This window comes from Flavobacterium crocinum (assembly GCF_003122385.1).
In the GTDB taxonomy this organism is placed as follows: domain Bacteria; phylum Bacteroidota; class Bacteroidia; order Flavobacteriales; family Flavobacteriaceae; genus Flavobacterium; species Flavobacterium crocinum.
Window position 1 is genome coordinate 3,428,621 of record NZ_CP029255.1, and the last position, 14,286, is coordinate 3,442,906.

12 protein-coding genes are annotated in these 14,286 nt (G+C 36.3%); 2 read left to right on the forward strand and 10 right to left on the reverse strand.

Annotated features, from left to right (window positions below):
• Window positions 1-17 precede the first annotated feature (17 nt).
• Window positions 18-767 carry a 4-hydroxy-tetrahydrodipicolinate reductase gene (locus HYN56_RS15390; RefSeq protein ID WP_109194823.1) on the forward strand — a complete coding sequence of 250 codons (750 nt, stop codon included), beginning with the start codon at window positions 18-20 and terminating at the stop codon, window positions 765-767.
• A gap of 257 nt (window positions 768-1,024) precedes the next feature.
• Here the strand turns inward: HYN56_RS15390 and HYN56_RS15395 are convergent, their stop codons facing one another.
• From HYN56_RS15395 to HYN56_RS15405, 3 genes are all read right to left on the reverse strand, one after another.
• A complete protein-coding gene (locus tag HYN56_RS15395) occupies window positions 1,025-1,771 on the reverse strand; it encodes a succinate dehydrogenase/fumarate reductase iron-sulfur subunit (protein WP_109192986.1) in 747 nt (248 codons plus the stop codon).
• Window positions 1,772-1,830: 59 nt separating this feature from the next.
• On the reverse strand, window positions 1,831-3,741 hold the full coding sequence (locus tag HYN56_RS15400) for a fumarate reductase/succinate dehydrogenase flavoprotein subunit (protein WP_109192987.1): 1,911 nt from the start codon (window positions 3,739-3,741) through the stop codon (window positions 1,831-1,833).
• Window positions 3,742-4,016: 275 nt separating this feature from the next.
• Window positions 4,017-5,294, reverse strand: coding sequence for an acetyl-CoA C-acetyltransferase (locus HYN56_RS15405; RefSeq protein ID WP_109192988.1), 1,278 nt, complete (start codon window positions 5,292-5,294; stop codon window positions 4,017-4,019).
• A 242-nt stretch (window positions 5,295-5,536) separates the two neighbouring features.
• Between HYN56_RS15405 and HYN56_RS15410 the strand changes: the two genes are divergently transcribed.
• A complete protein-coding gene (locus tag HYN56_RS15410; RefSeq protein ID WP_109192989.1) occupies window positions 5,537-7,936 on the forward strand; it encodes a TonB-dependent receptor in 2,400 nt (799 codons plus the stop codon).
• 300 nt (window positions 7,937-8,236) lie between these two features.
• On the opposite strand, the gene HYN56_RS15415 is transcribed toward HYN56_RS15410, so the two are convergent.
• The 7 genes from HYN56_RS15415 to HYN56_RS15445 form a co-directional block, all read right to left on the reverse strand.
• The gene (locus HYN56_RS15415; RefSeq protein ID WP_109192990.1) at window positions 8,237-9,259 is read right to left on the reverse strand and encodes an LLM class flavin-dependent oxidoreductase; all 1,023 of its coding nucleotides are present in this window, start codon (window positions 9,257-9,259) and stop codon (window positions 8,237-8,239) included.
• A gap of 77 nt (window positions 9,260-9,336) precedes the next feature.
• Window positions 9,337-9,744 carry a DUF1634 domain-containing protein gene (locus HYN56_RS15420; RefSeq protein ID WP_109192991.1) on the reverse strand — a complete coding sequence of 136 codons (408 nt, stop codon included), beginning with the start codon at window positions 9,742-9,744 and terminating at the stop codon, window positions 9,337-9,339.
• On the reverse strand, window positions 9,731-10,567 hold the full coding sequence (locus HYN56_RS15425) for a sulfite exporter TauE/SafE family protein (protein WP_109192992.1): 837 nt from the start codon (window positions 10,565-10,567) through the stop codon (window positions 9,731-9,733). Before HYN56_RS15425 ends, HYN56_RS15420 begins: the two co-directional genes overlap by 14 nt.
• A 169-nt stretch (window positions 10,568-10,736) precedes the next feature.
• Window positions 10,737-11,171 (reverse strand): DoxX family membrane protein, encoded by a 435-nt coding sequence (locus HYN56_RS15430; protein ID WP_109192993.1) that lies wholly within the window; start codon window positions 11,169-11,171, stop codon window positions 10,737-10,739.
• 626 nt (window positions 11,172-11,797) lie between these two features.
• On the reverse strand, window positions 11,798-12,847 hold the full coding sequence (locus HYN56_RS15435) for an alpha/beta hydrolase (protein ID WP_109192994.1): 1,050 nt from the start codon (window positions 12,845-12,847) through the stop codon (window positions 11,798-11,800).
• Window positions 12,848-12,879: 32 nt separating this feature from the next.
• Window positions 12,880-13,293 carry an OsmC family protein gene (locus HYN56_RS15440; RefSeq protein ID WP_109192995.1) on the reverse strand — a complete coding sequence of 138 codons (414 nt, stop codon included), beginning with the start codon at window positions 13,291-13,293 and terminating at the stop codon, window positions 12,880-12,882.
• A 77-nt stretch (window positions 13,294-13,370) separates the two neighbouring features.
• On the reverse strand, window positions 13,371-14,243 hold the full coding sequence (locus HYN56_RS15445; protein ID WP_109192996.1) for a helix-turn-helix domain-containing protein: 873 nt from the start codon (window positions 14,241-14,243) through the stop codon (window positions 13,371-13,373).
• Window positions 14,244-14,286 lie beyond the last annotated feature (43 nt).

Here is a 14,286-nt window from a genome sequence, read left to right on the forward strand (position 1 = left end):
TTAAAAAACAAATGCTTATGAAAATAGGATTAATCGGATTCGGAAAAACTGGAAAATCAGTAGCTTCAATATTATTAGAAAATAAAAATTTCTGTTTGGAATGGGTTTTAAGACAAAGTACCGTTTTAGAACACAGATCGGTTCCGGAATTTTTTGGAGTACAGTCAGACGAACCCGGCTTAATCTATTCTAGTTCCAAAACTTCTGTAGATGAATTACTGGAAAAACATCCTGTTGACGTTATTATTGATTTTTCGTCTAGTGAAGGGATTTATACTTATGGAGAAGTGGCAGCGAAAAAAAATGTCAAAATCATTTCGGCTATTTCGCATTATAAAGACAAGGAATTGGAGTTTTTGAAGAAACTGTCTAAGAAAACAACCGTATTTTGGTCGCCTAATATTACTTTAGGCGTTAATTTTTTATTATTTGCTTCTAAATTTTTAAAGAAAATAGCGCCTTGGGTTGATATTGAAGTAAATGAAGAACATTTTAAAACTAAACAGGGAACTTCTGGAACGGCTGTAAAAATTGCGGAAGCTTTGGATGTGGATAAAGAAAATATCAATTCAGTTAGAGCGGGCGGAATTGTCGGAAAACATGAAGTTATTTTCGGATTTCCTTTTCAGACCGTGCGTTTAATTCACGAATCGATTTCGAGAGAAGCTTTTGGAAACGGAGTTATTTTTGTAGCTGAAAACATTAAAGAGAAGGAAAAGGGATTGTACAATTTTGAAGATATTTTGACGCCTTATTTTACTGTTTAATTTGCCAGAAAGACGCTAAGACGCAAAGTTTTTTTTCTCTGAAAGAGTGTAAATGGTTGTCTTCCTGAGCGAAGTCGAAGGATATGCACAACTTAGAATCTCGCAAAGACGCAAAGTCGCAAAGTTTTTAATAAAAATAAACCATATAAGTTATATAAGTTCAATTAAGCCAAAACTTAAAATTACTTATATAACTTATATGGTTTAAAAGACTTTGCGACTTTGCGTCTTTGCGAGAAATTCTCTCCGAATAATTATTATTTCCTAAAAGTCAAAGCTTTCATATATTCCAAATTCATTCTGGCAATAGAGAGAACCGAAATTCCCTGTGGACATTCAATTTCACAGGCTCTTGTATCGGAACAATTACCAAAACCTTGAAGATCCATTTGTTTGACCATGTTAAGAGCACGTTTGGGAGCTTCTACTTTTCCTTGTGGAAGCAATGCTAAATGCGTAATTTTTGCACCTACAAACAAAGCAGCACTGGCATTTTTACAGGAAGCTACGCAGGCGCCGCATCCAATACAGGCGGCAGCATCGAAAGCTTCTTCTGCGGTTTCATAAGAAATAGGAATACTGTTGGCTTCGGGTGCTTGTCCGGTCGAAGCTCCAATAAAACCTCCCGAAGCGATAATAGTATCAAAAGCTTTTCGGTCAATTTTTAAATCGCGTAAAACTGGAAAAGCTTTGGCACGAAAGGGTTCAATATAAATCGTATCACCATCTTTAAAACTTCGCATATGAAGCTGACAGGTTGTGGTATTTCTTAAAGGGCCATGTGCTCTTCCGTTAATCATAACACCGCATTGCCCGCAGATTCCTTCCCGGCAATCGTGATCGAATTCGATAACTCGTTCGCCTTGCTGAATTAGATTTTCGTTTAAGAGATCCAACATTTCAAGAAAAGACATATGTTCTGAAACTCCATCAATTTCATAATCTGTCATTTCTCCTTTTGATGAAGCGTCAAACTGCCGCCAAATTTTTAGATAAAGTTTCATGGTACTTATGTTTGTTGTTGCCCTTAGTTCTTTATAACTCTTAATCCTTAACTCCTAACTTATTTATAACTTCTAACCGCAAGTTCCACCGCTTCGAAGACTAGAGGTTCTTTATGGAGTTCCGGTTCTTTATTTTGTCCTTTCCATTCCCAAGCCGAGACGTAACAGAATTCTTCATCATTTCTTACGGCTTCTCCATCTGGAGTTTGGTATTCTTCTCTGAAATGGGCACCGCAGGATTCTTCACGTTGTAAGGCATCATAGCACATTAATTCGGCTAATTCTATGTAATCGGCAATTCTTCCGGCTTTTTCCAGTTCACTGTTTAAAGTATTATCGCCTGTAATTCTGAGGTCTTTTTCAAATGAAGCTTTTAATTCTCTAATTTCAATTATGGCTTCTTCAAGATTTTTTCTGCTTCTGGAAAGACCGCATTTTTCGTAGAGAAGGCGACCGATTTTTTTATGAAAGTAATCTGCAGAAAGTGTTCCGTTAGTATGTAGAAAACGATCCAATTGTCTTCTAACAGCATTTTCAGCTTCTTCAAAAGCGTGATGATCTATATCAAATTTTGTGGCATTTAATTCGCCGGCCAAATAATTTGGAATCGTGTAAGGAGCAATAAAATAACCGTCAACACAAGCTTGAAGCAGTGAATTTGCCCCAAGACGATTGGCGCCGTGATCGGCAAAATTAGCTTCTCCTAAAGCAAATAAACCTGGAATTGTGGTCATTAATTCATAATCGACCCAAAGTCCGCCCATTGTAAAATGTGCAGAAGGAGAAATAAGCATAGGTTCTTTATAAGCATTTATTCCTGTAATCTTTTCATACATGGTAAAAAGATTACTGTATTTGGCTTCAATTGTATCTTTTCCCTGCGCTTTGATAGCATCTGAAAAATCTAAATAAATAGCATTTTTCATTGGTCCAACGCCATGTCCGGCATCGATTCTTTCTTTGGCGGCACGGGAAGAAATATCTCTTGGCGCCAGATTTCCAAACGAAGGATAACGACGTTCTAAATAATAATCTCGTTCTTCTTCGGGGATCGAATTGGCATTTCTGTCATCATTTGCTCTTTTTGGAACCCAGATGCGTCCGTCATTTCGAAGCGATTCCGACATTAAAGTCAATTTGGACTGATTTTCTCCATGTTGCGGAAGTGAAGTAGGATGAAACTGAATCCAGCTCACACCAGCCATAAAAGCCCCTTTTTTGTGCGCTCTCCAGACGGCAGAACTGTTGCAGCCCATGGCGAGAGTAGATAAATAATATACTTTTCCGTAACCACCCGAAGCCAGTACAACAGCATCGGCAGAATGACGTTCTAGTTTTCCTGTTTCGAGATTTCGTGCGATTATACCTTTGGCTTTGCCATCAATAACAACTAATTCCAGCATTTCATGGCGAGTGTAAAGCTTTATTTTCCCTAAGGAAACCTGTCTTTCAAGAGCCTGATAAGCTCCTAATAAAAGCTGTTGTCCCGTTTGACCACGAGCATAAAAAGTTCTGGAAACCTGAACCCCACCAAAAGAACGATTGTTGAGATAACCTGCATATTCTCTCGCAAAAGGAACACCTTGTGCAACTGCATGATCGATAAGATGGGCTGAACATTCGGCTAGACGATAAACATTGGCTTCTCTGGATCTAAAATCGCCACCTTTAATGGTATCGTAAAACATTCTGAAAGTGCTGTCTCCGTCGTTTTTATAGTTTTTAGCAGCATTTACACCGCCTTGTGCAGCGACAGAATGTGCGCGTCTGGGAGAGTCCTGAAAACAAAAAGACTTAATATTATAACCTTGTTCTGCCAGGGATGCCGCGCATGAAGCGCCTGCAAGACCTGTACCAACGACTATAATATTAAGTTTTTTTCGATTTGCCGGATTTACCAGTTTAGCTTTCGCTTTATAAGTATTCCATTTTTCTGAAAGTGGTCCTTCGGGTATTTTTGATTCCATCATTTTTATTGTTTTTAAAATGAATTGATACAAAACTTTAAAAGAAAACTAAATTTAATATAAAATATTGATAATTAGTTGTTTTTGTATGATTTTATTTAGCCTAAAATGAACTTTAAGTATATTTTAGTTGTTTGCAGTAAAACCAGTTTTAACTAATAGGCATAAAAAAAATCTGCGGTATCTGCCAAATCTGCGAGCAAAATTTACTCCCGCAGATTTGGCAGATACCGCAGATTTATAAAATTAAATCGAAATGCTTTGAAAAGTATAGAGAATTATTTCTCGATTATCATTGTAACACCTTGTCCGCCTGCGGCACAGATTGAGATTAGGCCTTTCCCAGATCCTTTTTCGTTAAGAAGTTTTGCCATTACCCCAATAATTCTTCCTCCGGTGGCTGCAAACGGATGCGCGGCTGCAAGGCTGCTTCCTTTTACATTTAGTTTTTCTCTGTCAATAGCGCCTAAAGTTTTCTTTAAACCAATAGATTCGCTTAGTTTTGGGCTTTCCCATATTTTTAAAGTGGCTAAAACCTGAGCGGCAAAAGCTTCGTGAATTTCATAATAGTCAAAATCCTGAAGATTTAAACCTGCTTTTTCGAGCATTCTGGAAACGGCAAACAAAGGAGCCAATAAAAGATTTTGCTGATTTTTAACGTATTCAATTGCTGCAATTTCTGCAAATGTAATGTACGCCAGAATAGGAAGTCCGTTTTCTTTTGCCCATTCTTCACTGGCTAAAAGGATGCACGAAGCGCCATCTGTAAGAGGAGTAGAGTTTCCTGCTGTCAAAGTACCGTTAACTTTGTCGAAAGCGGGTTTTAGCTTGGCTAATTTTTCTATTGTAGAATCTCTTCTCAGATTATTATCTTTTTCTAATCCGTTAAAAGGAGTAATCATATCATCAAAGAAACCTTCGTCATACGCTTTTGCCATATTCAGATGACTTTTTAATGCGAATTCGTCTTGTTCCTCTCTTGAGATTTTATAGTGTTTTGCAGTAATTTCAGTGTGTCCACCCATTGAAAGTCCGGTTTGAGATTCTTCATTTTTAGGAACCAGTGGACTTAAATCTGATGGACGAAGTTTTAAAAAAGTTTTAATCTTTCCGCCTAAAGATTTGGCTTGTCTGGCTTCTAATAAAATTTTTCGAAGTTTTTCACTTACCGCAATTGGCATATCACTGATAGAATCTACACCGCCTGCAATTCCAGAATCAATTTGTCCTAAAGCAATTTTATTAGCAATATAAACAGCGCTTTCAATTCCGGTATCACACGCCTGTTGTAAATCACAGGCTGGAGTTGCAGGATCTAGGCTCGTTTTCATTACGCATTCGCGGATTAAGTTATTGTCGTAAGTATGTTTTATTACAGCACCGCCGGCAACTTCGCCTAATAATTTTCCTTTTAAATGGTATTTATCAATAAGACCATTTAAGGCAGCTGTCATCATTTCTTTGTTTCCAACATTGGCGTAAGCGGTATTGGCACGGGCAAAAGGAATTCTATTATAGCCTACGATAGCTACTTTTCTTATGGTATCAGATTTCATATCAGTAATTTATTGGATTAATCTGTTTTTGGTTTTTTGAGATATAAAGATAGAAAGAGAATTTTGTTTAGAAGTTAATATAGATTAATATTATCAGGAAATGACTTAGAAATAGTATGGCAACTTATTATTTTCTGGTTAATTAATTTCAAATTGTTATATTTATTTAGAATGATTAAGAATAATTTGGAAAACCGAATATTTGAATTTACTTTTGCGCAGCAATTTAAAATCAAACCAAAATGAAAATAATTTTTAGTAAGAGAGTTTACTTTTTTGCTCTTCTTTTGTGTTCCTTAAACATGATGGCGCAGGAGTTTGGAAAAGTAGCCGGAAAAATTTCTTTAAGTGGTAACACTGCCGCAGAAAATATTTCTGTAACTCTAAAAGGAACAAAATATTCAGATGTTACAACCGTTTCAGGACAATATGAAATTACAAGAGTAAAACCGGGTAGTTATACCATTGTAGTTCGTGCAGTTGGAATTTCTCCGGTTGAAGCGAATATTGTTGTAACGGCAAAACAAACTACAACCAAAAACTTTGCTTTAAACGAAAGTCAGGAGGATCTTCAGGAAGTTGTCATTACAAAAAACAAATACAAGCAGGATAAACCTTCGATGTCATTGCGTCTTCAGACTCCGGTTTTAGAGATTCCTCAAAACGTGCAGATTGTAAGTGGACAAACCTTAAAAGATCAACAGATTACAAGTATGAGTGACGGAGTTATTCGTAACGTGAGTGGTGCTGTACGTCTGGAACACTGGGGCGATTTATATACTAATATTACAATGCGTGGTTCTCAAATTCAGGCTTTTAGAAATGGTTTTAATGTAGTTTCTTCTTACTGGGGACCATTAACAGAAGATATGAGTTTTGTAGATCATATAGAGTTTGTAAAAGGACCGGCAGGTTTTATGCTTTCCAGCGGAGATCCAAGCGGATTGTATAATGTGGTAACTAAAAAGCCAACAGGAGTGACAAAAGGTGAGGTGAGTGCTATAGTAGGAAGCTACGATTTCTATAGGGTAAGTTTAGATCTTGATGGGAAATTAGACAAAAAAGGAAAATTATTATATCGTTTTAACGGAGCTGCACAAAAGAAAGGTTCGTTCCGTCCTTACGAACATAATGACCGCTATGTAATTGCACCGGTAATTTCATACCAATTTGATGACAAAACAAAATTGACATTTGAATACAACTTTCAATATGCAAATATGACTGAGGTTGGTTCTTATTATGTATTTGGACCAAAAGCAGGCGGATATGCTACTATGCCACGTAATTTCACTATGACAGCGCCAGGTTTGCCGGATACCAATATTCAGGATCATAGTGGTTATTTACAATTTGAACACAAATTTGATGACAACTGGAAATTGACAGCTCAGACTTCTTATTTCAAATACATCCAGCAAGGATACAGTTCGTGGCCATCTGCTGTAGGTCCGTCAACAACGGCTAATGGACCTATTGGTAATGGAGATATTATTAGAAATGTAGGTATCTGGGATGCAGATAGTAATATGTTTTTAGGGCAGATTTTTGTAAACGGTAAATTTAATACAGGATCTGTAAGTCATAAAATTTTAGGAGGAATAGATTTGGGAGATAAAGATTATATGGCAGATTGGGGACAATCTCATGACCTTGATACCGCTGCTAATCCTTTTAATATTTTTAATCCAAATTACGGAACTCCTTCGAATGGTTTCCCGCAATTTGATCATGATACGCCTCTTAGTCAAAGAGCAGGAGGACTTTATGGGTCAGAATATGCTGCTGGTTATATTCAGGATGAGCTTGGATTTTTTCAAAACAGATTAAGAGTAACACTTGCAGCACGATATACCTGGATTAAAATGACCAGCAGTTATCAAGATCCTCAAGAAGACAGTCATATTACTCCTCGTGCAGGTGTTAGTTATTCTATTACTAAAGACTTCGCAGTTTACGGATTGTATGATCAGGCTTTTTTACCTCAATCTGCCGAAGTTACAAATGGTAAATTGAGACCGTTAACTGGTAATAATTTAGAATTTGGTGTCAAAAAAGATTGGTTTGACGGTGCATGGAATACGAGTTTATCAGCTTATAGAATTATAAAGAAAAATGAATTAACAGCAGATCCAAATAGTACTCCTCAAAAACCGTTATCTATGATTTTGGGAGAAAAAAGAGCTCAGGGTATTGAATTTGACTTAAGAGGAAAAATATTTGACGGACTTAATCTTATAGCAAATTACGCCTTTACTGAATCTGTTGTAACCGAATCTAATGTAACTGGTATTAATGTGGGAGCTATTGTTCCCGGATATTCAAAACATACAGCAAATGCGTGGCTGAATTACACTGTTCAATCTGGTAAAGTAAAAGGATTAGGAGCTTCAATTGGGGGAACTTTCCTTGACGGACGCCAAACTGATACATGGGGTGAAGGTCTTGAAAAATTACCAACTTATTTTAAATTGGACGGAGGTCTATCTTACGAAATCGGAAAGGTAAAAGTTACAGCAAATGTATTTAATATTCTGGATAAATATCTTTACAGTGGTTCTTACTACGAGTGGCTGCAAGCTTATTACTGGCAGGCAGAAGCAGGTAGAAACTTTAGAGTGGGTGTGACTTACAAATTCTAGTTTTTTTTAGTTACAAAGTTGCAAAGAAACAAAGGTTCAGAGTTTTTTTTTGAATTACCTCCAGTTTTAACTGAAGGTGACCAATAAAGATTGAAAAAGGCTTTAGTCAAACTTTATTAGTTTGGCTAAAGCCTTTTCTATTTTCTTCTCTTTTTTTCATCCGGCTAAAGCTGGACGCTATTCGATTGTTGAGATAATAAAGAATCATTTTGAATCTGCGTGAAAAATTTAATTACAAACATTATTAAAATTGAAATAAATAAAAAAATCCTTTTAATCTGTGTAATCTGTGGCAAAAGACTATCCCTTTCTAATCAGTGGAATCAATTTTGTTCCAATTAATTCTATGGCGCTCATCAATTGTTTATGTGTTAGTCCTGCGTTGTCCATTTGAAAAGTAAAACGATCCACACCTCCAAGGGCTTCACTGTGACGAAGGATTTTCTCAGCGGCTCGTTCTGGGCTTCCGACAATTAAAACTCCTAAATCATCTATTAATCCGTCAAATTTGCCTTTTGTTACCGGCGGCCAGCCTCTTTCGTATCCTAGTTTCGTCCACAATTCGGCATAACCGGGATAGTATTCTTCGACTGCTTTTTCTGTCGTTGTTCCGACATATCCAGGTGAATGCAATCCGACTTTTAATTCGTTCGGTTTAAAGCCAGCGGCTTTTCCGGCTTCCCGATATAAATCTATCAAAGGTTTAAATCGATGTGTTTGTCCACCTATGACAGCAACCATCAACGGAAGACCAAGCGAACCTGCTCTTATAAAAGATTCCGGAGTACCGCCAACACCAAGCCAAATCGGTAATTTCTCTTGTAGTGCTCTTGGATAAACAGGAAGATCATTTAGTTCCGGACGGAATTTACCTTTCCAGGTTACAAATTCATTATCTCTAATTTGAAGAAGCAATTCTAGTTTTTCTTTAAAAAGAGCATCATAATCTCTCAAATCATATCCAAAAAGCGGATAGGCTTCAATAGCAGAACCTCTTCCGACAACAATTTCGGTTCTTCCTTTAGAAATCAAATCCAAAGTCGCAAAACTTTGATAAACGCGGACAGGATCTGCTGCGCTTAAAACGGTTACAGCACTTGATAAACGTATGCTTTTTGTTCTAGCTGCAGCTGCGCTCAAAATAACAGCTGTAGCAGAATCCAGAAACTCTTTTTTATGATGTTCTCCAATTCCGAAAACATCAAGACCAGCCTGATCTGCAAATTCGATTCTTTGCAATAACTGCTCCATAGCATCAACACTACTAAGAGTATTGTTGTCGCCGTACATTGCCGAAGCAAAACTGTCTATTCCTATTTCCATGTTTTAAATTTCAATGTCAATATCAATTTCAATGTCAAAGTTTAAATCTAAAATCTACATTCTAAAATCTAAAATTACTAATGTGAAAAGCCGAATGAAATACTAATAATTATAATAATGATTACAATCAATGTAATCCCAACATATAAATAATCTTTCTCCAGTAAAAATGAAAAAAGAGATAGTAAAACACGTAAGACCGGAGTTAAGAAAAGGAAAATAATTCCGGTAAAAATTAGCGATGCTCCATCTCCGCTAATGGTTCCGTTATAAACTGCAGCGATTACTTCAAATATATTTCGGTCATTTTCTGTAAAAACAGAATAATCTTCAATTTGGCTTCCGTGGTTCATTAGATAAACGATTCCACCGATAAAAGCGACTGATAACGAAATCCAGACACCATAGCGAAGTAAATTCCCGATGATGGTTTGAAAGTCTTTTTCTCCAAATTTTTCTTCTTGTACCATATTAGATTTTTCCATTTAGTCCGTTATAAATCATATTTACAGCCAAAACAAAAATCAGGCACGCAAAAAATATTCTCAATTTCTTCGGGTTTGTTCGCACTAATATTTTGGCACCAGCCATAGCTCCAAACAAAACGCCAATTACGACAGGCATACAGATTCCAGGCTCGATATATCCTTTTTGAATATAAATTACAGAACTTGCCATTGCGGTAACTCCCATCATAAAATTACTGGTTGTTGTAGATACTTTAAACGGAACTCGCATAATGTTATCCATCGCAATTACTTTAAAAGCACCGGAACCAATTCCGAGTAAACCCGACATCATTCCCGCAACGCCCATCATACTGAAACCTCCAATTACATTTTTGGTTCCGTATTTTACAACTTCGCCGTCGTGAGTAGGGTAAGTTCCTTCTAATTTTAATTTTTTAGCCAATGGACTTGACTCTAAAACGATATGTTCTTCTTTTTTACGAAGAGAATTGATTGCCGAGAAAATCAAGGTTAGTCCAAATAAAACTGCAATAAACGAAGTAGGAGCAATGGTAGAAAGTAGAGCACCGCAAACCGCACCAATTGTAGTTGCGATTTCGAGAAAAATTCCCATTCTCATATTAGTAATTCCTTCTTTAACGTAAGCAGCAGCGGAGCCGGAAGAAGTTGCAATTACCGAAACCAAAGCGGCTCCAATAGCATAATGAATATCGACTCCAAGAATAATAGTAAGAAGCGGAATAATTATAATTCCACCTCCTAAGCCTGATAATGAACCGATAAAGCCTGCAAGAAAGGCTCCCAAAATCATAATCAGGGTAAAGGTAAGTATTGTCATTTAAAGTGTGTTTTTGTATTTGCTAATTTACGAATACAAATTTGTTCGAAACAGCTTTATGACCTTAAATATACCTTAAAAATATTTTGTTGTTTTGGGTTTATGTTTTTTAGTTGACTGGAAACTTTGTCAAAGTTTAAAACTTTGACAAAGTTAAGTAGAGCAAAAATTAGATGCGATTGTCAACCGCGAAAGCTGTTTTTCCAATATTAGCAAGCAAAAGTGCCGCAGCAACGCTAGTCCAGACTGAATAATCAAAAGGTGCTTTTACAGAAACAGAAACGGCCATTGCGAAACCGAAAAAGAATAATAAAAAAGCGGTTCCTAAGGCGGCAATTCGGGTTTTAAAGCCAAATAATAATAGCAGACTTAATATAACTTCAAAAAAAGTTGCAGCGGCACCCAGAATTTCAGCAGTAGATTTGTTTGTATAAGGATTTAAAGTGTTGGTGTAAACTACAAAATTTTCCCAATTTCCCCAAGCGACTCCGTTTGAGCCTGGTGCTCCCCAGATTCCAAATCGATCAGCTACAGCTGAAAGCATGGTGATCGCTAATACTATTCTTAAAATTAAACCTGCTTCTAATATTGTTATGTTTTTCATTCTGATTTATACTTTTTATTTCAATTTTCTCCAGCAAATTTTCTCCAAAAGAGATAGAAATTGCGGAGTTATTTTTTTATAACGACAGAATTATCGTCAAATTGTTTAAAATATCCGATAAAATGTATAAAAAAGGAATGTGTCAAAAAACAGCTCTTTAGATTATATAGAAATTTATAAAGATTGTTTTATCAGCAGTGCCCCAGCGGGGCAGAATATTTATAGAATATCAATATAACAAATGACAAAAGCTCCGGAGGAGTGACATTTTTTTATACGATCCATAATAGATGTCGCTCCTCCGGAGCTTATTGTTGTAGCCGTTTATTCTTCTCTATAAATATGTCGCTCCTCCGGAGCTTTGCATTTGATCTTTTATTGTTTTCTATAAATATGTCGCTTCTCTGAAGCTTACTAAAAAGAGCTCTTGGGATTTGGAAATTTATAAAGATTATTTTATCAGCAGTGCCCCAGCGGGGCAAAATATTTATAGAATTTCAATATAACAAATGATAAAAGCTCCAGAGGAGCGACATATATTATAGAAATATGTCGCTTCTCTAAAGCTTACAAAAAAAGAAGCTTTCCTTTTGAGAAAACTTCTTTTTCAATTTGTTTTGAAATTCTTATTTAAGTGTCGTTTTGATCACAATTGCGGCTTGTTGTACAGCTGTCTGAATAGCAGGTACATTTGCTATCGGGTTTAAAAGTCCGTAATCGTGAATCAAACCGTTGTATCTTGTTAAGGTAACAGGAACTCCAGCTTCATTAAGCTTTCTGGCATAAGCTTCGCCTTCGTCTCTTAAAACATCATTTTCAGCAGTTTGTACCAGAGCAGGAGGTAAGTCTTTTAATTCTGCTAAACTAGCTTGTAATGGAGAAGCATATTTTTCTGTTCTTTTAGCAGTATCAGGTAAATAGTTGTCCCAAAACCATTTCATCATGTTTTTAGTTAAGAAACGTCCGTTGGCATATAAATTATAAGATTCAGTTTCAAAATTAGCATCGGTTACAGGCCATAATAAAACTTGTAATTTAATATGTGGGCCTTTTTTATCTTTAGCCATTAAAGTAATCGCAGCCGTCATGTTGCCGCCCACGCTGTTTCCAACAACCGCAAGGTTTTTACTGTCTACGCCAATTTCTTTTCCGTTTTCGGCTACCCATTGTGTTGCAGCATAAATTTCGTTAATCGCAACTGGATATTTAGCTTCTGGAGAAGGAGTATAATCTGGGAAAACTGCCACTGCACCGCTTTCTACAACCAAATCTCTTACTAATCTTCTATGTGTTGGATAATCTCCTAAAACCCATCCGCCACCGTGAATAAAGATAAATACTGGGGCATTTGCTTTTGCTCCTTTAGGTTTTGTAATATGAATTTTTACTTTTAAGCCGTTTTGAGAAATTACTTTTTCAGTTTCTTCGATGCCAGAATAGTCTACTTCAACCGATTTCTGAGCGCCAACTAAAACATTTCTTGCATCTGCTACAGATAACTGTTCTAATGGTTTTCCGTCACCTGAATTTAATGCATTTAAAAAGCTGCGGACCTCTGTAAAGATTTCTGGGTCATTTTGTCCTTTATATGGTCTTTCTTGTGCCATAGCTATTGTATTTAGAGTTAATAATGTAACTATAAATATACCTCTTTGTATTGATTGTATTGTTTTCATAATGTATGTTATTTGTTATAAGATTTTGATGTTTAGTTGATTAAATTTGCCTGTAAAACAATTTCGAAAGAAAAAGCCTGACTCACCGGACACGTTTTTTCGGCGCCCTGAGCGATTTTTAAAAACTCTTCTTCAGAAATTCCCGGAACTTTAGCGTTTAGCACTAAAAGAGATTGCGTAATCTTTCCGTCGTTTAAAGTAATAGTAGATTGAGTAGCTAATTCGTCAACTGTGAAACCTGCTGTAGTTAAGTCTAAGCTTAATTTCATAGTAAAACAGCCAGCGTGGGCAGCGGCTAATAATTCTTCAGGATTAGTTCCGATACCGTCTGAGAAACGGCTGTTGAAAGAATATTGAGTTTGATTTAATACGGTACTGTCTGTGGTAAGAGTTCCTTTTCCGGTTTTAATGTCACCGTTCCAAACGGCTTGTGCTTTACGTTTCATATCTTTATTGTTTTATCATTTATAATTTGATAGGACAAAGATATTGCGGTAATAAGCCTATGAAAATGGATAAAAGTCTATTCTAATTGTACATTTTTCCCTTGAAGGTATTTTTTCTTGAAATTCGATGGAGTGTCGCCGACTTTATTGGTAAAAAGTCGGTTAAAATAGGCCGGATCTTCGTATCCGAGTTGGTAGGCAATCTCTTTTACGCTTAATGCAGAATAACCTAAAAGCCTTTTAGCTTCCAGAATAATACGGTCTTTTATAATATCGTTAGGCTGTGTCAGCTCTAAACGATTGAATTTATTTGAAAGTGTTTTCGGAGCAACGCCCAAAATATCGGCATAATCGGCAACGGTATGTTTGGTTCTGAAATGAATTTCGACCAATCGGCTAAAATCCCTGAAGAAATCCATTTCTTTTGAAGGTTCATCATTTAAAATACCCAATTGCTGAATTTTCCAGATTCGGGTTGCTTTAATAATAAGTTGTTTCAAATACGTTCGAATCATTTCTTCCTGCGAAGAATCGGGAGAAACAAACTCTTCCTGAATCTGATTGAAAATGCCTTCAATAAATAAAACCTCTTTATCTGGCAAAGTGGTCATCGGCATTTCGAATATATTATTGAATAACAATCCGTCGCAGGCTACTTCGGCATCGTGAATTTGTACGCAATAAAAATCACGATTGTAGTACATAAAATAACCCTGCTTTTTTCCTTCCTCATTAATCTGCAGATATTGATTGCTGTTGATGAAAAAAAGGGAAGGACTTTTGGTTTGGTATTGTTTAAAATCAATTGTAACCAAGTAATCTTCCGGAAGATATAATACCTTAATGTAGGCTTTGTATTCGTCACTATTAATTTCTTCTACGGTTTCCGCATCCAGAGTCAGAAATCCCAGTTTTTTATAATTAGATTCAAATACAGTATTAAGGCTCATTGTAGTTTGTTTTGGATTTTAAATTTAATGATTTTCTTTAGCG